This is a genomic window from Polaribacter sp. IC066 (assembly GCF_007997085.1).
Classification (GTDB): domain Bacteria; phylum Bacteroidota; class Bacteroidia; order Flavobacteriales; family Flavobacteriaceae; genus Polaribacter.
Genome location: NZ_VORR01000001.1, coordinates 1 through 18,404, shown reverse-complemented (window position 1 = coordinate 18,404; position 18,404 = coordinate 1). Strand labels below are relative to the sequence as shown.

At 30.6% G+C, this 18,404-nt stretch carries 16 protein-coding genes and 1 pseudogene; 14 read left to right on the top strand and 3 right to left on the bottom strand.

Annotated features, from left to right (window positions below):
• Window positions 1–34 precede the first annotated feature (34 nt).
• From ES044_RS00080 to ES044_RS00060, 5 genes and pseudogenes are all read left to right on the top strand, one after another.
• Complete coding sequence (locus tag ES044_RS00080) at window positions 35–358, top strand: hypothetical protein (protein WP_147117435.1); 324 nt, start codon at window positions 35–37, stop codon at window positions 356–358.
• Between the two features lie 164 nt (window positions 359–522).
• Window positions 523–738: a hypothetical protein gene (locus ES044_RS00075; protein WP_147117436.1), complete on the top strand. Its 216-nt coding sequence runs from the start codon at window positions 523–525 to the stop codon at window positions 736–738.
• Window positions 739–1,029: 291 nt separating this feature from the next.
• Window positions 1,030–1,425 carry a hypothetical protein gene (locus ES044_RS00070; protein WP_223269078.1) on the top strand — a complete coding sequence of 132 codons (396 nt, stop codon included), beginning with the start codon at window positions 1,030–1,032 and terminating at the stop codon, window positions 1,423–1,425.
• 47 nt (window positions 1,426–1,472) lie between these two features.
• Window positions 1,473–1,805: pseudogene (locus ES044_RS00065) on the top strand (ArsR/SmtB family transcription factor).
• A gap of 123 nt (window positions 1,806–1,928) precedes the next feature.
• Window positions 1,929–2,396, top strand: a complete 468-nt coding sequence (locus ES044_RS00060) for a DUF6428 family protein (RefSeq protein WP_147117438.1) — start codon at window positions 1,929–1,931, stop codon at window positions 2,394–2,396.
• 232 nt (window positions 2,397–2,628) lie between these two features.
• On the opposite strand, the gene ES044_RS00055 is transcribed toward ES044_RS00060, so the two are convergent.
• Together ES044_RS00055 and ES044_RS00050 are read right to left on the bottom strand one after the other, a co-directional pair.
• The gene (locus ES044_RS00055; RefSeq protein ID WP_147117439.1) at window positions 2,629–3,666 is read right to left on the bottom strand and encodes an RluA family pseudouridine synthase; all 1,038 of its coding nucleotides are present in this window, start codon (window positions 3,664–3,666) and stop codon (window positions 2,629–2,631) included.
• 111 nt (window positions 3,667–3,777) lie between these two features.
• Window positions 3,778–4,335, bottom strand: a complete 558-nt coding sequence (locus tag ES044_RS00050) for a PASTA domain-containing protein (protein ID WP_147186836.1) — start codon at window positions 4,333–4,335, stop codon at window positions 3,778–3,780.
• Between the two features lie 93 nt (window positions 4,336–4,428).
• Here ES044_RS00050 and ES044_RS00045 point away from each other — a divergent pair, with 93 nt between their 5' ends.
• From ES044_RS00045 to ES044_RS00005, 9 genes are all read left to right on the top strand, one after another.
• Window positions 4,429–5,403, top strand: a complete 975-nt coding sequence (locus ES044_RS00045) for a D-alanine--D-alanine ligase (protein WP_147186835.1) — start codon at window positions 4,429–4,431, stop codon at window positions 5,401–5,403.
• Between the two features lie 170 nt (window positions 5,404–5,573).
• On the top strand, window positions 5,574–6,029 hold the full coding sequence (gene coaD, locus ES044_RS00040; RefSeq protein ID WP_147117442.1) for a pantetheine-phosphate adenylyltransferase: 456 nt from the start codon (window positions 5,574–5,576) through the stop codon (window positions 6,027–6,029).
• Window positions 6,030–6,031: 2 nt separating this feature from the next.
• Window positions 6,032–7,801, top strand: a complete 1,770-nt coding sequence (locus tag ES044_RS00035) for a M14 family metallopeptidase (RefSeq protein WP_147186834.1) — start codon at window positions 6,032–6,034, stop codon at window positions 7,799–7,801.
• A gap of 9 nt (window positions 7,802–7,810) precedes the next feature.
• Entirely contained in the window at window positions 7,811–8,320 is a 510-nt protein-coding gene (locus tag ES044_RS00030; protein ID WP_223269079.1) for a pyridoxamine 5'-phosphate oxidase family protein, read from the top strand.
• 7 nt (window positions 8,321–8,327) lie between these two features.
• Window positions 8,328–9,431 carry a lactonase family protein gene (locus tag ES044_RS00025; protein ID WP_147117444.1) on the top strand — a complete coding sequence of 368 codons (1,104 nt, stop codon included), beginning with the start codon at window positions 8,328–8,330 and terminating at the stop codon, window positions 9,429–9,431.
• Window positions 9,432–10,811: 1,380 nt separating this feature from the next.
• The gene (locus ES044_RS00020; protein ID WP_147117445.1) at window positions 10,812–12,329 is read left to right on the top strand and encodes an ATP-binding protein; all 1,518 of its coding nucleotides are present in this window, start codon (window positions 10,812–10,814) and stop codon (window positions 12,327–12,329) included.
• 11 nt (window positions 12,330–12,340) lie between these two features.
• Window positions 12,341–15,157: a Z1 domain-containing protein gene (locus tag ES044_RS00015; RefSeq protein WP_147117446.1), complete on the top strand. Its 2,817-nt coding sequence runs from the start codon at window positions 12,341–12,343 to the stop codon at window positions 15,155–15,157.
• On the top strand, window positions 15,154–16,185 hold the full coding sequence (locus ES044_RS00010; RefSeq protein ID WP_147117447.1) for a PD-(D/E)XK motif protein: 1,032 nt from the start codon (window positions 15,154–15,156) through the stop codon (window positions 16,183–16,185). The genes ES044_RS00015 and ES044_RS00010 overlap by 4 nt, the downstream gene beginning before the upstream one ends.
• Window positions 16,185–18,122 carry an AIPR family protein gene (locus tag ES044_RS00005; protein ID WP_147186833.1) on the top strand — a complete coding sequence of 646 codons (1,938 nt, stop codon included), beginning with the start codon at window positions 16,185–16,187 and terminating at the stop codon, window positions 18,120–18,122. The genes ES044_RS00010 and ES044_RS00005 overlap by 1 nt, the downstream gene beginning before the upstream one ends.
• A gap of 86 nt (window positions 18,123–18,208) precedes the next feature.
• Here the strand turns inward: ES044_RS00005 and ES044_RS18705 are convergent.
• A partial coding sequence (locus ES044_RS18705) for a hypothetical protein (protein ID WP_223269265.1) occupies window positions 18,209–18,404 on the bottom strand: 196 nt, incomplete at its 5' end.

Sequence of the window (18,404 nt, the reverse complement as noted above, 5' to 3'; positions counted from 1 at the left end):
TGTTTTAGATTTTGCAGCTTAAAAAACAATAAAAATGACATTAAAAAATATCATGTTAATTATAAGCTTTATAAGTTTGATGCTCTTTAATACCACACTTTTTGCTCAAGATTCTAATTACAATTTAATTAAAAAAGAGGTAACGCAAAAGCAAATCAATCTGTTGCAGAACGAGAGAACGGTAATGAAAGCCAATCGAGAAGCTTTTAAAGCTTCATTAACCAAAGATCAGTTAGCAATTTTAAGAAATAAAACAATTTCTAAAAACCAAATAAGAAAACAATTAGTCGCTACTTTTTCTAGAAATCAAAAAGATGGTCCAGAATCAGCAAATTCGTTTAAGAAAAACCAGAGATAATTTCAGAAAAACATTAACTGGTAAGCAAAGAAAAATGCTCAAAGAACAAATTGATAAAATCAGAAACTCTAAAGATAGAGGAGAATTAAAAGATGACCCAAGAGTAAACAATCCTAATAACGGAAAGAAAAAAAGAAACGGCAGAAATTAGTTTTTAGATATTTATGATACATCTCTATCAAGAATTTAAAACAATTTTAAAAGTTTTGGGGTTGCTATTGTTTTCAATAGCAACTTCTTTTTGTTCTTATGCACAAGAAAAAAGTTTAGATGATTTAGATGAATTAATAGACGAACTTTTTTTTGATGATTCACAATTTTTAGATGAATTAATAGAAAGTAATTTTTCATATAACTTTTTATATACTTCGGTTTCTTAGAATAGCAATACTTTTTTTTCAAGCAGAGATATTGGGATTGATCAGTTTAATATAATTCCACAAGTTTCTTACTATAATTCTTCAGGATTCAATGCAAGGATTTCAGGTATTTATTATGACGATTTTCCTCAAGTTGGGATTTTACCAGTGTTTCTTTAGGGTACTTTAACACGTTTGGTAAGCAAAAAAACTTCCTTTATAATCTCGGATATACTAAATATTTTTATGCTGATGATTTTACAAATTCTTTGGATGTTAGTATCGGAATCAGAAATAAAAAACGAACTTTAGGTGGTACAATTTTCAGCATCTTATATATTTGGTACAGATGAGTCTTATCAAATTGTGTCTACTAGTTTTGCTAACTTTACCTTAAAAAGAGCTTCAAATTTAGCAATCAGGTTTAGGCAAAATGTCAACTTTATAATTGCACAACAAAGTTTCTTTTTTAGTAAAACGATAAGAACACCAAATGGACCTGAATTTATAGAATTTACACAAAATGTGTTCGATTTACTAAACACACAAATTAGTTTTCCTATTTCTATAACTACCAATTCGTGGGATTTTGAAGTAGGCTATAACTTAAATTTACCAAATGCAGTTGGTAAAGAAACTAATTTAAATACTACTGGCTTTGTCAATCTTTCCGCTGGTTATATGTTTGATTTGAGTACTAATAAATAAATAGGCTTTTTTATGTACCCAATTAATCGTAATATTGCAATAAACAAATTAAAGTAGGTTTAACCAAGTCAGAAATTTTCACGAGAGAACAGAATCAAATAGCAAGAATTGCAAAAGTGTGAGGACATTTTGCAAGAATGGCAATTTTAAAGTTTCTCATTAAACTAGAATCTTATGTTTGCGGAAATTTGGTAAAAGAAATTGGTTTTGCACAACCGACTATTTCTCAACATTTAAAAGAATTAAAAAATGTTGGAATTATTAAAGGAAAAATAGAAGGAACAAGTGTTTGTTATTGCATTTACCAAGAAAATTGGGCGCAGATAAAAAATACGGTAGGTAAATTTTTAAATCAAAGTATGACGAATAATTGCTGTTGATTAAAAGTTAATTTTATAGTATTAAGACTAAAGAGAACCAAGAAACAAGATTTTAAAAAATGAATCAAGATTAAAAAAAGTCAAGAGAAACGACGAAAACGAAGATTTAAAAACAAGAAAATTATGAAATTATCAGAAATAAAAAAGCATTTACAGCAATTAGAACAAATTGGTTTTCAATTGCCAAACGGAGAATTAGTAGCTCCCCATTTTCATGTTACAGAGGTTGGTAAAATAACGAAAGATTTTGTGGATTGTGGCGGTAAAGTAAGAAGGGAAGTGATTATTAATTTTCAATTATGGGAAGAAAGAGATTACAATCACAGATTGCATCCAGAGAAATTATTACAAATTATAGAGATTTCTGAAAAGAGGTTTCAATTTGAGGATTTAGAAATTGAAGTAGAATATCAAGGAAAAGAAACGATTGGTAAGTATAATCTAGATTTTGACGGAACCAATTTTTTATTAAAGTCTAAACTTACCGCTTGCTTGGCATTAGATGCTTGCGGAATTCCAGTAGAGAAAACAAAAGTTAAAGTTGCACAAATTGCGAGTTCTTCTTGTGATCCTAAATCTGGATGTTGTTAAGATTTCTTTGTTTTTTAAACGAACTATTTTAGATAGTTTAATTATGTATTATACTGAAATAGGTGAACCTTTTTCAGTATAATATATAGATTTAAAAAGTAAAATAAGTTTTAAAACGATACCATACATTCCAATCGAAAATAAAGAAAATGACGATATAGATCCGCAGAGCGAGTCGATTATTGATAAATAAAATTTAGTTAATTCGATGGTCGATTAAATCAAACACAACTTACTCTATCACCTCTTTAGAGTTTTCGCTATAGGTTCTCCATTTTTCTAAACAATCTACAATATCTTGCGGAATATTAGAATTAAACTGCATTAACTCGCCTGTTTTTGGATGTGTAAAGCCTAGTGTTTTTGCATGTAAAGCTTGCCTTGGTAACACTTTAAAGCAGTTGTGCACAAATTGTTTGTATTTTGTAAAAGTGGTTCCTTTTAAAATAGCATCACCGCCATAACGCTCATCATTAAAAAGTGTGTGCCCAATATGTTTAAAATGTGCTCTAATTTGATGCGTTCTGCCTGTTTCTAATTTACACTCAACCAACGTAACATAGGTTAAACGCTCTAGAACTTTATAATGCGTTACTGCATGTTTGCCAAAATCGGCATCAGGAAAAACAGCCATTTGCAAACGATTTTTTAAACTTCTACCGATATTGCCTTCTATCCGGCCTTCATTCTCTTCAACATTTCCCCAAACCAAGGCATAATATAACCGCTCTGTAGTTCTGTCAAAAAATTGTTTCGATAAATGTGCCATCGCAAATTCGGTTTTTGCAACCACAAGCAATCCACTAGTATCTTTATCAATTCTATGCACCAAACCTGGGCGTTCATTACTATTTGTTGGTAAATTTTCTATGTGATAAATTAAACCGTTCACTAAAGTTCCAGAATAATTACCGTGTCCGGGATGCACTACCATTCCGGCGGGTTTGTTTACAACCATTACAGTTTCGTCTTCATAAACAATATCCAGAGGAATATCTTCTGCAACCAATAAGTTTTCTGCTGGCGGATAAGATAAAATCACTCTTACAACATCATTTGGTTTTACCTTATGATTCGATTTTGCAGCAAGATCATTTACAAAAATATTACCCGCTTTTGCTGCCTGTTGTATTTTGTTTCTTGTTGCATTTTCAATGAAATTCATCAAGAATTTATCAACCCTTAAAGCCTCTTGACCAACACTAGCGGTAAATCTGTAATGTTCATACAAATCATCATTTTCTAAATCTTGTGAATTATTTTCTTGCAAATCGTTTACGTTATTTTATTTATTTATAGTTGATAAGTTTGAAAGATTTTAAAAGGATATTGATAAAAACAGCTTCATTTTTCCTAACTCCTAACTCCTAACTCCTAACTTTTAATTACCTTCTCCATCACCTAAAACTAAGTCTATAATGGAATTTTTAGGCAATTTATCATTCGGATTTAAAATTTTTCCTTTGTGTCTTAATCCTCTAACCACATCTTTTCCAATATCATTTACATACGTATATTCTGTACCTACAATAAAACCAATGGCTTGTAATTCAGAAACTGCCTGTCTTTTTGTGCGTCCGTTTACATCAGGAATGGTAATGTCTCTGTATTTAGACGGATTTAAAGTTAGGTAAATTTTACGTTTTTCTTTTACAAAATCGCCTGCTTCTGGGCTTTGTTCTATCACCGATCTTTTAGGATAATCTGGGTTGTAACTTGCGCTATCAATTACCTTAAAACCTAAACTCACTTCTTTTAATTTTCTTTCTGCTTCAATAATTGTAATTTTATGTAAATCAGGAACTTGTATTTTTTGATCGTGATTTGTGGTAATGTTCAACCAAAATTTTAAAATGAAAAACAAAATCACAAAACCAATAACCGCAATGGTAACTTGTTTAAAAAATGACTTGCTTTTAAGAAACTGAAAAATACTCATAATTTGTTTTTTGATTGATGCACAAATATATAAAAACTAAACGTTGTGGTTTCTATTTATATTTTGATAAATTTGTTTATATATTCTATGTTGATGAAAAAAAATATTGCGATCATAATGGGCGGATATTCATCCGAAGTAAACATTTCTTTAAAGAGCGGAAATGTTGTTTTTAACCATTTAGATAGGGAGAAATACACCCCTTTTAGAGTTCATATATTAAAAGAAAAATGGGTTGCTTTAGATGATAAAAACAGAGAATACACCATTAGTAAAGATGATTTTTCTTTTGTTTTAGCCGATAAAAAAATAACTTTTAGTTGCGTTTTTAATGCAATTCATGGAAATCCTGGCGAAAACGGAATGATTTTGTCTTATTTAGAGTTGTTAGGAATTAAACATACATCGGCTCCTTTTTATCAAATGGCGCTAACTTTTAACAAAAGAGATACCTTAAGTGTTGTAAAAGAATACGGTATTAAAACCGCTATTTCTGTTTATTTAAATAAAGGAGATTTTATAGATACCGATAAAATAATAGCCAAAGTTGGGTTGCCATGTTTTATAAAACCAAACAATGCCGGTTCTAGCTACGGAATTTCTAAAGCATATAATAAGGAAGAGGTTTTAAACGGAATTGAAACAGCGTACAAAGAAGATGCTGCAATTTTAATAGAATCCTTTTTAAACGGAACAGAGGTTTCTGTTGGCGTTATTCAATATAAAGGTGCAATTAAAGTTTTGCCGATTACAGAAATTGTATCAGAAAATGATTTCTTTGATTATGAGGCAAAATACGAGGGAAAGTCGCAAGAAATTACGCCTGCTAGAATTACATCCGAAGAAAAAAGCAAGGTAGAAGCAATTGCTATAAAAGTGTACACCCTATTAAATATGTCGGGGTTTTCTAGAGCAGAATATATTTTTGTAAACGGAGAGCCACATTTTTTAGAAATAAACACAGTACCTGGTTTAACATTAGAGAGTATTTTACCACAACAGGCGGAACAAGCGGGGATAACTTTACATGAATTATTTGAGAATGCTATTGAATCGGCCCTTTCCTAATGAGTACAGATTTTAGAAAAGAGAAAATAGAGAAAAGGGGAAAAGCATTTGATCATGATCATTAATTCATGGTTTATGAATCAAAAAAAGTCAAAGTATCAAGTAAAATATTAAATATTCTAGTTATGGTTTATGAATGAAACAAGGCCAACCATCAAATTTTAAAAAAAATGAAAAAAGCAATATTTCCAGGATCTTTTGATCCGATAACTTCAGGTCATTTTGATATTATAGAAAGAGGTGTAAAGTTATTTGACGAATTAATTATCGCAATTGGTATTAATGCCGATAAAAAATACATGTTTTCTTTAGAGCAGCGTAAACAGTTTATTGAAGACTGTTTTGAGCACGAACCAAAAGTAAAAGTAGTTGCTTACAAAGGTTTAACCGTTCATTTTTGTCAAGAAAATCAGGTAGACTTTATTTTAAGAGGATTAAGAAATCCGGCAGATTTTGAGTTCGAGAAAGCAATTGCACACACCAATAGAGATTTAGCGCCAATTGAAACTGTTTTTCTACTAACCTCTGCAAATACTTCTTATATTTCGTCATCGATTGTAAGAGATGTTATCAGAAATAATGGCGATTATACCAAATTAGTTCCTAAAACAGTGAGAGTTCAATAAACATGAAAATACAACCCAACCAACTGCTAAAAATAACGTTCCTTTTTTTTCTCTTTTTAGGCATCATTTCTTGTGATGAATTAGCTGAAGAAAAGAAAGATTTTACAACACTTTTTGAAACCTCTAAAGGTACAGAAACACCAGAATACAAAGACGTAATTTCTTTCTACACAAAATTAGCAGAAGAATATAGCCAGATTTCATTATTTTCATTCGGGCAAACAGATTCTGGCGAACCTTTGCATTTGGTGGTGTATAATAGAGAGGGAATTTACAATGTAGATGAAATTAAAGATTCGCAAAAAAATAGAATTTTAATCAATAATGGCATTCATCCTGGAGAATCAGATGGCATCGACGCCTCGATGCTGATGTTGCGAGATATTGTGCAGAATGATTCGTTAAAAGCAGCTTATAAAAACTCGATTATTTGTGTAATTCCGGTGTATAATGTGGGGGGTTCTTTAAATAGAAATTCAACGACTAGAGTCAACCAAAACGGACCTTTAGCATATGGTTTTAGAGGAAACGCTAGGAACTACGATTTAAATAGAGATTTTATCAAACAAGACACCAAAAATGCTGCCACCTTTGCAGCGGTTTTTCACACAGTAAATCCAGATGTTTTTATCGACAATCATGTAAGCAATGGTGCAGATTATCAATACGCAATTACCCATTTATTTACACAGCATAATAAATTAGGGGGCAGTTTAGGAACGTTTTTGCAAGATGAAATGCGTCCAAAATTAGAAGCGTCTTTAACAGAAAAAGGAATTAATATTACGCCGTATGTAAACGTTTGGGGCAATACACCAGAAGTAGGGTTTTCGCAGTTTTTTGATTCGCCAAGATATTCTACCGGCTATACAACGCTTTTTCATACGCTTGGTTTAATGGTAGAAACGCACATGTTAAAACCCTATAAAATTAGAGTAGAACAAACCTATGAACTCATGCTTTCTGCGTTCGATTTTACCGAAGAAAATTCAGAACTCATTAAACAGTTGCGTGCAAAGGCAAGTGAAGAAATACTAGCAAAAAAAACCTATCCTATTCAGTATAAAGTTGATAAAGAGAAATTCAGAATTCTAAATTTTAAAGGCTATGAAGCTGAAATGATTGACAGTAAAGTAACCACCGGAAAAAGATTGTTTTATGATAAAAGCAAACCTTTTACAAAGGAAACTAACTATTATGATGAGTTTTCGGTAACGAAAGAAATAGAAATCCCGAAGGCTTATATTTTACCACAAGGTTGGTATGATATTATAGACAGATTAGATACTAATAATATTGAGTACACTAGTTTTAAGAAAGATACTACAATTGCGGTCACGGTAAATCACATCAAAGATTTTGAGAGTAGAAAATCGCCTTACGAAGGTCATTATTTGCATTATAACACAACCGTTTTAGCATCCATAGAAAACATTAACTTTAAAGAAGGAGATATTTACATAACTACAAAGCAAAACGGAGTGCGTTATTTGTTAGAAACTTTAGAGGCAGAAGCTACAGATTCTTTTTTTAATTGGAATTTTTTCGACACCATTCTTCAGCAAAAAGAAGGCTATTCTGCCTATGTTTTTGAAGAGGTTGCCGAGAAGCTGTTGTTAGAAAATACAGTACTCAAAAAACAGTTTGATGAAAAATTAGCTTCGGATGCAGATTTTGCTAAAAACCCAAGAATGCAATTAGATTTTATATACAAAAATTCTCCGCATTATGAAAAAGCACATGTACGATTACCTGTTTTTAAAGTTTTTTAATTTTTTTTGATGATGAAAATTTATATGATTCCGATACTAATGATTTTTATTTCGAGTTGCAATTCTACACCAAATCTTGCTAAAAAAGATTTGAAAGAAATTGCGAAAGAGATTATGACAACCGCAAAAAACTGCGCATTAATTACAATTGATGCAGAAGGCGTTGCACATGCAAGAGCCATGGATCCTTTTTTACCAGAAGAAGATTTTACGGTTTGGATGGGCACCAACTCAAAGAGTTTAAAAGTACAACAGATTCAAAAAAATAAAAATGTAACCTTGTATTATTTTGATGCAAAAAGTGAGAGTTATGTTACGTTACAAGGAGTGGCAAGTATGGTAAACAGCCCGGTTAAAAAAGAAAAATATTGGAAAACAGCATGGAAAAACTTTTATAAAAATAAAGCGACCGATTATATACTGATAAAATTTACGCCGAATAAAGCTACTATTATTAGTGAAAAATATACCGTTTTAGGAGATACAATTACTTGGAAAGCTCCTCAATTAAATTTTTAAAAAAAGAATGAAAAATATTTTAGTACTCATCGCTGTAGCACTATTTTTTAGTTGTAAAAAATCAAAAATGAAAGAAGAAACCACAACAAGTTTTTATGTTGGAACGTATACAAACGGCGATAGCAAAGGCATTTATAAATATCAAATAAATGCTCAAGGAAAATTAAAACAGCTAGGTTTAATGGCAGCCACCGTAAACCCTACGTTTTTAACGAAATCTAAAGATGATAAAACACTTTTTGCGGTTGGCGAAACGAATGAAAACGGAACAGGGTTTATCAAATCATTTCAGATTAAAGAAGATACTTTACTGCTTATAAGTAAAGAAAAATCTGGTGGCGCTGGTCCTTGTTTTGTGGCCATAAATGATGATAATTATATTATTACTGCTAACTATGGCAGCGGAAATGTAGGCTTGTTAGAAGCCGATGCAGCTGGCAAACTAACACCTTTGCTGCATGTGCAACAACATACAGGCAAAGGAACTACAGATAGGCAAAAAGCGCCTCACGCGCATTCTACTTGGTTTCATCCAAATAAAAAAGAAGTTATTTCTGTAGATTTAGGTAGCAACGAATTGTGGTTTTCTACGATTGATACAACTAAAAAAGAGTTTGTGTTTACCAATCAAAAAACCTTAAAAATGGCAGTAGGAGCGGGGCCAAGGCATCTCACTTTTCATCAAAATAATAAATGGATGTATGTTTTAAACGAACTCAACAACACCATTTCTTTGGTAAAAGAAAAAGAAGCGCGTTATTATATAGAAACTTCTATTTCTATGTTGCCAGAAGATTTTAAGGAATATAGCAAAGCGGCAGATATTCATATTTCTAAAGACGGTCAGTTTTTATATGCCTCTAATCGTGGGCATAATTCTATTGCAATCTTTCAAGTAAATCAAGAAAACGGAGGTTTAAAGTTAGTGGGTTTTGAACCTGTAAAAGGAAGTAATCCGCGTAATTTTGCAATTTCTCCAGACAATAAATTTCTTTTAGTTGCCAATCAAGACACCAATACGATTGTTTGTTTTAAGAGAGATTTAGAAACCGGTACATTAACTTTTTTGGATGAGGTTTTGGCGCCAACACCTGTTTGTATTTTGTTTTAAAAAATGTATGTTTTGATTTCGTTTAACGGAAGTTTGTTAGTTAAGTTGGCGATTTTCACTATTCATAACTGTTGCTTTTTTCTGTGATTCAGCACCGAATCGCCATCGCTATGTTGTTTTTATGGTATACCTTTAATTTTTAAGCTTACTACCTCCTGTGCAAGTTATTAGATGCATGCTTTGTAAAAACACTGCATTTTATTTCAATTTATACTAGTATATTTTTTAAAATATACTAGAGCTTTTATGTAATTACCCTAGTATCTTTATAAAATTTGTACTGACGCGTGTTGCAGTTCTATAGATTGGGTGTTTAAAAGGATAGGTATGTATGTATGTATGTATGTATGTATGTATGTATGTATGTATGTATGTATGTTTAAAAGATGCCTGTTGTATTATTTATTTTGATACATAAAACTTGTACATTAAAAGTATTAGAGTTAGATGGAAAATAGTGGCAAGTGGCGAACCTGATCTTCCTGATGCGACTTCAGTATTTTTACAGTGATTGATAAATGAGATGGAGGTTTGACTTTTGTTCTATGACGGTTTGGTTTAATTAACAGCAAATGAGTTATTACAGAAGTCGTACTTATAAAATTTAGGATGATATTGCATAAAATTCAATTGAATATGATTATTTGATTGAATAATTATAAACCTCAATCATTTTAATTAATCTGACTTTTTATTAAATTATTAAAAAATTTGTTAAAACAGTATCTTTTTTGGGCGACAAATAAAATAAAAAGCTACAATTTTATCGGTTAAGTGTTGAATTTTTTTAAACATATTTTCATACTGTATATAATTAATACCAAAAATTTTAAGCTTACAAGGCTCACGGAGTGGCAAAAAAAAACAAAGCGTTAATGTTTTGGATTAAACTAGGCTTTGTGCTGTATTAAGTTTGTCTTTTTTAATTTTTAGTAATTTGTTTCGTTATTATTTCTAAAGCTTCATCTTAACTAGGACATTGTCGAACTACCTTAACGAATCTTTATCTCTTTAAACAGCATTACTATATTGCCAATATAGCTATTCCAGTAAATCTTTATAAGACTACGAAATTAATAAGAAGAATAATTAAAAAAAAAATCTGTTTAAAATCAAACTTAATACGGTATCCCGTAAATATAATTAAAAATAAAGACTCATTTTTACCCACTTGAAGATAAACTGTTTTAACAAACCGTTATGTAAATTTGATTATTTTTAATACTTTTAATAAAGTGAAATATGAAGAACATTCTCTAATCCTTAATGTGGAATAAAATATATATACTAGCAAGGCTAGGTTGTTTAAATAGTTATGATTGATTTATTAAATAATTTGATTTATCAAAGTGCAAAAGATTAAAAGACTAATGTTTTAAAATGAATAAATTTAAAGTTGAACCGCAGCCTGGAAGTATTTTAGGGTCACTAAGAAGTATTGGGTATAATTTAAAAACTGCCCTTTCTGATATAATTGATAATTCGATTGCTGCAGAAGCAAAAAGAATAGAAATTGTAAATAATGATTTCAAGCAAAGTGCTGACCGTTTAGAATGGATGGCCATTATTGATGATGGTTTTGGAATGACTATGAAAGATATGATTAAAGCTTTAACATTAGGAGGTGAGGGTATAGAGCTTGAAAGAGGTGATGCAGATTTAGGGAGATTTGGGTTAGGTTTGAAAACAGCTAGTCTCTCGCAGTGTATAAAATTGACTTTGATTTCAAAAAAGGAAAAAGAAACGATTAATTCTTTAGTGTTTGATCTAGAATATATTGACAAAAATGGATGGGAAGTATATTCATTAGAACAGCCTGAATTATTGATAAAAAAAATAAAGTCTAGAGTCGAAAATAATGGAATCTTTGATGGTAAGAGTTGGACAGTTGTTTATTGGGAAAAATTAGATAAAATTAAAATTGCTTCTGCAGCTAGTTTTTATTCAGAACTCTCGAAAGTTAGAAATCACTTTGAATTGATATATCATAAATTCAAAAATACTCTAGATATTCGTTTAAATGGAACAGTTGTGAGTTATTGGGATCCATATTTAACGGCAGTTTCTAGTCAAACGAAACTTTTTAAATATAATTCAGGAGACGATACTTATTCCTTAAAGGGACATGTATTAAAACATTCAAGTGAGTTTCAAAATAAAAGTGAATATGAGAATCAATCTAAAATTGGAACTTTTAATCAAAACCAAGGCTTTTTTGTTTATAGAAATAGGAGGTTAATTTACTATGGAAGTTGGTTAGGTTTATTTAACAAAGAACATCACTATATACTAGGTAGAGTTGAAATTAATTTATCCAACCGTTTAGAGTCTGATTTAGCATGGGGTGTAAATATTAGCAAATCTTTAGTTTCTATTCCGAGGTTCGCTGAAGCAGACATAAGGGCTGAATGCAATAAAATTAGAGCAGAGGCTAATAATACATTTAGATTTCATGGAGGAGTAAAGAGGCATAAAATAAGAAAAAAGAATACTGAAACAGAGATTCAACCAATATGGAATTTTGAATCTAAAGGAGTAAAGAGTGGAGATAAAAATCAATATAAAATCAATATAAAACATCCATTATTTGATGGTTTTTTAAAGAAATACTCTGCCGATAAAACGATGCAAAAGGAGTTTAAGCAAGTTTTGAGATATATAGAAAATTACCTACCAATAGATAATATTTTTGCAAGAAAAGCTAATAATGAAGTAGAGCAACCCGTTGAGGAAGATATTGAGATCTTCGAAAAATTTAAAGGTTTTATGGCAATATATAAGGAGGATATGGATGTAAAAGAAGCATTTACAATTTTGGTTAATATTGAACCCTTTAATAGTTTGTCGTTTGATGAAGAGCGATTAAAGGAAATAGGGGTTGATAGTAGTAAGTTATAAACACAAGTTATATGGAAAATAAAGAAATTAAAGACGCTGTTCAAAGTAATTTACTCAATTTGTTGAATCGAGGTATTGAAATCACAAGTGCTGTTATAAGAGAAAGAGTAACAAGGTATCATCCTATGTATCCAACTAAAGATTATCCTAACATCAATTGGGAAAGGATTATAAATGAATTAGAGACCCATCACACTATAACTATCGGAGTTAGTGAAACATTGTATAATCATAGGATTCCATGGGTACGAAACTACAAACAAAATAACCCCAATCTAGCTGATTTTCCATTTTGGAATAATTACAAAAGATATTTAGCAGAAATACAACAATTACCACAAAATGTTGTTGATGAAATTGATCAAAGTACGGATGCTATATTAGACGGAATGTCTAATCCACGTGAGACTGATAATTTTGAAAAGAAAGGATTAGTTATAGGGTATGTTCAATCAGGTAAAACAGGTAATTATGTTGGTTTAATTAATAAAGCTGTAGACGTTGGGTATCGATTTATAGTAGTGTTAGCTGGTATGCATAATAATTTACGGCAGCAAACTCAATTTAGAATTGATCAGGGAGTTAATGGGGTTCAAAGAATTAATGGGGAAACAAAACAAGTGGGTGTTGGAACTTTATTAAATAGATTTAATACACAAACTCAAACATTAACAACAGCAGATGCAAATGGTGATTTTAATTCTGCAGCTGCTAATATGAATGGTATTAATTTTAATGTAGACACTCCTTTAATTGCAGTAATCAAGAAGAATATTCATCCATTGGGAAATATGAACAGATGGTTAGAAAATGTCATAGGTATTAATATGGAATCTCAATCAGACAAAGCTGTGTTAATTATAGATGATGAAGCTGATCAAGCTAGTATTAATAATAATTTTAGAATAGAGGATCTAGATGCGCCATTAATTGATGAAGATGGAAATCAAGATGATGCTAATAGGCCAAGTGCAATAAATGCTGGTATAGTTGATTTGATTAATAAATTTAGTAGAAGGGTTTATACAGGGTATACAGCAACTCCTTATGCGAATGTTTTAATACCTTTAGATAATGTCAATCATCAAAGTATTTTTCCTGAAGATTTTATTGTAAGGTTGAAACAACCGTCGAATTATTTAGGACCTGAAAAATATTTTGATCAAGGATTGCCAGGGATTTTGGAAATAGATAACACAGAAGGATTCCCGGAACAACTTAAAGCTTATAAAAATGAAGAAATTGAAAGTTTAGAAATCCCTGACTCATTAAAAATTGCTGCAAAACAATTTATTATTTCAGGGGCACTTCGATTTTATAGAGGGCAATCTGGATCTGATATGTCTATGCTTATTCATGTTTCTCATTTAACTCGAATCCAAAATCATTTAGGAACAGTTTTTAGAAGTTATTGGAATGAACTTAAAGGAGCTATTGAGAACAATAGCGAAAATTTATGGAACGAATTAAGCTCTTTGTATTCAGGAGAGATAGCTATTGGATTAATTAGTGAAATTGAAAGTCAAGAAAACTATACCGAGGCATATGCTGAAAACGAAGCGTTCCAAAATAATAATTTTGATTTACCGACTAATTTCAGTGAATTAAGAGACCATATTAGAAGTTTTATTGCTGCAGTTGAAATATTAGTAGTAAACGGAACTAGGGTTAATAAAGGAGTAAGTTTAGATTATCATTTGCATCCAAATGGTCGAAAAGTAATAGTTATTGGAGGAAATACAATGTCTAGGGGTTTGACGTTAGAAGGGTTACAGACTAGTTATTTCATTAGGCATGCTAGAACATTTGATACCCTAATGCAAATGGGACGTTGGTTTGGTTACAGATCTAACTATGCTGATTTATGTCGAGTAATCACATCCACTGATATAGCTGTGGATTTTAGTGAAATTTGTTTAGCAGATACTACCATGAACGACACTATATCAGCAATGATTAGAAGTAACGCTTCACCAAGAGATTTTTTAATTAAAATTAGACAATCTACTACGAGTCTTTCAGTTACTTCAAAAATGGGTGTAGGTGGTAAAATGCAAATAAGTTGGGCAGGTGGTGAAGTAATTACAAATTTGTTAGCACGTAACACGGAAACAATTTTAAATAATCATAGTCTATTAATTGGCCTAATTGATAAAATTAGAAATAAACGTGTTACAACTAGATTTGAGAATAGATTAGTCTTTGAAAATGTTTTAATTGAAGGAGAGTTGGATAACTTCAAAAACAATTTTATTATAGAGAACAATAATGGCAGTTTAGAATTATCAAAGATATTCGAGTTTTATAAAAAGTCAGGTTTTGAAACTGTAGATTTAGCTATTGTCGGAAGAAAGCCCGGCACAGATGGTAATTATTCATTTATTGATAAAGAAATTGGTCTTGCCGAAAGAAACAGCAAGGAGCCAGAATACCTTCCGCACTTTAAAGTGCCAAATGGAAAACTTACTGATGCTAACTATTTATCAAATTATATAAATATTGAAGCATCGGGATTAGAGGGGAGAGAGTTGCGGTCACCATCAATTGTGTGCACATATCTAGAAAGACCAATTATTACTTTTGTAGTTCTTGATCCAGAGTTTTTCTACAGTAATGTAAAAGTTGCGCGAGGCGGAGACCCTTCTTATGATAATATGCACAATGGCATATCAGATTTAAAAGATAACATTACAGGTGATTATTTTGCATTACCTTATGGTGTTTCTATTGCAACACCTTCGACTTTGCCAAATAGTTCGCGAATTAACAATAATTCTGTCACAGTATTAGTTAATCAAATGGTTTATGATAATATCAATAAATTATGAATATAAGAGAAATATTTTCGGAGTTGATAGATGCTCCTTCTACGAGTGGTAAATATAATACACGACTTGTAGACTTTGATGATGCTAATAGATACAAAACTATACTAGCTATTGATAAGTTATCGGATAATCAGCAGTGTGTTCTGTTGCAATTAAAAAATGGCGGAAAGCGCTCTGAGATTATTATAAACAACATTAATACTTTAGATAGTATTCAAATTGATACTTTTCCAGTACCAGATCCTGGAACGACTGAATTGGATACATATTATAGTATAAAATTAGATAGAAATACTGAAGAAGATATTTTTTACACTTTTATTTCTGATATCGTGGAAACCGCAAAAAAATCAACCACTGATCTGATTATTCTAGATATTTTGAAAAGAGTAAAATCTTGGATGAATTTTTTTAAATCAAGAAAAACAGGAGTCTTATCAGAAAATGGACAGATTGGTTTATTTGCGGAGTTAACAATGCTTAAAGTATTGTTGGAAAATAATAAAGAAAATATTTTAAGCGTAGTTAATAGTTGGGTAGGCCCTAAAAAACAAAATCAAGACTTTATATTTCCAAACACTCAGGCTATTGAGGTAAAATGTACTATATCAAATAATCAATACGAAGTGAAAATCAATAACGAGTACCAATTGGACTGCACTGGCCTTGCTCGTCTTTTTCTAGCTGTTTATCAGGTTAAAAGACACAAAATAATCGAGAGTTCCTTGTTTCAGTCTTTGCCGAATCTTATTGAAGATGTTGAAGGACTATTAAAGCATGATTTAGATGCTAAATTTGAATTTGAAGGTTTATTGTTAGAAGTAGGCTATTTGGCAGAAGCCGAAATTGAATATATAGATTTTGGATTTCAAATAATTAATGGACCAGATATATATGATGTTGACTCTATTTTTCCAAAGTTAGCAAGAGCATCTATTTCTAATTCTATTAAGAAGGTAGAGTACAGCCTTAACTTGCAGGAACAATTGGTTTTAAGTAATGACATTAATCATTTAATAACTATATAATGAGCTTTTTTATAACTCTAAAATCGTTAATTCAAGAAAAAATTTCACAAGATTCCCAATTAAATGCCGAATCTGCGTTTTGTGAAATAGCTTCTGATTACTTGGCGGATTCGTCATTAATTTCAGGTTTCCAACATTCTTACTATTTTAAGGAAGAAAATAATAACAGCAACCTTAAGATTGATGGTTTTTGTATAAATGAAAATGAAACTGTTCTGTCTTTATTTATTACTAAATTTAACAGTTCTTCGGATATTGGTAAATTAAATTTAAAAGATGTAGAAATACAATTTAAACAACTTTATAGGGTGTTGAACTATGTAATTAGGGCAAGCAATCATAGCCTTCCAAAAGCAAATATATTATCATTTTTAAACACCGAATATAGAAGTATCTTTAAAAATACCATTGTAAAAATTGATTTTTATTTATTTACGAATGATACAGCAGTAAATAAAAAAGAGCTAGATGCAGCAAAAGTTATCTCAAAGGCTGATGAAAAAACAAGTATTGATTACAATTTTAGAATTTACGATGTAAAAGAACTTGAGAGGCTTCATAAGAATAATCAGAAGTTAGATGTTGATGTTGAAGATTATTTTGATAAACCGATAAATGTACTTAAACCTCAAATAGGTAACTCAAGTTATGGCACCGCTATTGCTATTTTCCCTGGGCGGTTTTTATATAACATATATAGGGATTTTGGAGGCCGTTTATTAGAGAGTAATGTTAGGTCATTTTTATCGACAAGAGTTAAGATAAATAAGGGTATAAAAGAGACATTGATAAATGCCCCCGAAATGTTTTTGGCATATAATAACGGCCTTTGTGTAACTGTTTCTGAAATAATATTAAATGAGGATGGATCTGTCAAAACTTTTAAGAACTTTCAAATTGTAAATGGCGGTCAAACAACGTCTTCGATTTTTTTTGCTACTCAAGATGCTAAAAAAACAAAATTAGATGTTGATTTGGATAGCGTGCATGTCATAGCAAAAATTACTGAAATCAAAAGGAATATTGATTCAGTTAAGATTCAATCTACTATTGCTAAAAACAGTAATCTTCAAAATGCCGTTAAGCAGTCCGATTTGTCAAGTAGTGAAGATTACTTAATTAATCTGCATACTTGTTCTAAAAAATTCAGGAATCCTACTTCTAATAATTATTTTTATTTTGAACGTACTCGAGGTCAATATCATCTCGAAAAAAGTTTAAGTAAGAATGAAAAGTATCATTTAAATCTGTTTCCAAATAATCAGAAAATTGAAAAAACTGATTTATCAATTTTATATTATTGTGCTTTAGGAGGTAAAATTCAGCCTTATATTTCAGTACAAAGTGCTGAAAAAAGATACACTTTAATGAAAGATTATTTTGATTCTGAAAATAAAAAAATAGGAGAAGAGTACTACGTAAATCTCATTGGATCTTTTATTTTTTACAAGATATTAAAAACAAAATATGGCATGGGGAAAAATGCCGTAGGAAAAATCAGAAAAAATGTGATTGCTTACTCAATCTCTTTGATACAAGAATATCTTTTAAAGTATAAAAAAACTATAGACTTTCAGTCTATATGGAAAGATGCAGGTCTAAATATACCTGATACAATTATTAAAGAATTCTTAATTTATATTAATGAATTGTTGTTAAAGAATTTAGATGATGGTCGTCTAGACGAAGCTTGCAAAAAGAAAGAGTCTTGGGATAAAATATTAAAAAATATAGATTGGGAAAAATTAAAAATAATAATTGAATTACTTCCAATTTGTGAAATAAAGAAGTTCAGGAAAAATTCAACACTTGAATTTAATTTAGATAGTAAATATGAATTAATGGTTGATGAAATAAATACAGTAATTAATACCCCAGCCAAGTATACTTTACTCAAGTTTCGCACCTCCAAAGAACGTAAGAACATTGAGATTTAGATTTTTTTTTGAGTGACTTTAAGTAAGTTAAACACTTGATCATTACAAGTTTATTGCTTTTGTTCCAAAACTGACTTTTCAAGCTACTATTCGGTTAGTTTTAAGTTAGGATCTGGCTCAAAAATTCTTTTTATCCTGTGAAAATAATCAGAATTAGCTATCATCCTAGTCATCATTTTTCGAGAATCTACCTCGGGAAATAGTTCTTCCACAATGGTAAGAATAGCAATAAGTAATGCGATGAGCCTTTGATGTAATCTTACTTCAAGACATTCTGCCTTA

Excerpts from the sequence above, each read along its gene's own strand:
- ES044_RS00080 (WP_147117435.1), top strand. The coding sequence starts at position 35 with ATGACATTAAAAAATATCATGTTAATTATAAGCTTTATAAGTTTGATG.
- ES044_RS00075 (WP_147117436.1), top strand. The coding sequence starts at position 523 with ATGATACATCTCTATCAAGAATTTAAAACAATTTTAAAAGTTTTGGGG.
- ES044_RS00060 (WP_147117438.1), top strand. The coding sequence starts at position 1,929 with ATGAAATTATCAGAAATAAAAAAGCATTTACAGCAATTAGAACAAATT.
- ES044_RS00050 (WP_147186836.1), bottom strand. The coding sequence starts at position 4,335 with ATGAGTATTTTTCAGTTTCTTAAAAGCAAGTCATTTTTTAAACAAGTT.
- ES044_RS00045 (WP_147186835.1), top strand. The coding sequence starts at position 4,429 with ATGAAAAAAAATATTGCGATCATAATGGGCGGATATTCATCCGAAGTA.
- coaD (WP_147117442.1), top strand. The coding sequence starts at position 5,574 with ATGAAAAAAGCAATATTTCCAGGATCTTTTGATCCGATAACTTCAGGT.
- ES044_RS00035 (WP_147186834.1), top strand. The coding sequence starts at position 6,032 with ATGAAAATACAACCCAACCAACTGCTAAAAATAACGTTCCTTTTTTTT.
- ES044_RS00030 (WP_223269079.1), top strand. The coding sequence starts at position 7,811 with ATGATGAAAATTTATATGATTCCGATACTAATGATTTTTATTTCGAGT.
- ES044_RS00025 (WP_147117444.1), top strand. The coding sequence starts at position 8,328 with ATGAAAAATATTTTAGTACTCATCGCTGTAGCACTATTTTTTAGTTGT.
- ES044_RS00020 (WP_147117445.1), top strand. The coding sequence starts at position 10,812 with ATGAATAAATTTAAAGTTGAACCGCAGCCTGGAAGTATTTTAGGGTCA.
- ES044_RS00015 (WP_147117446.1), top strand. The coding sequence starts at position 12,341 with ATGGAAAATAAAGAAATTAAAGACGCTGTTCAAAGTAATTTACTCAAT.
- ES044_RS00010 (WP_147117447.1), top strand. The coding sequence starts at position 15,154 with ATGAATATAAGAGAAATATTTTCGGAGTTGATAGATGCTCCTTCTACG.
- ES044_RS00005 (WP_147186833.1), top strand. The coding sequence starts at position 16,185 with ATGAGCTTTTTTATAACTCTAAAATCGTTAATTCAAGAAAAAATTTCA.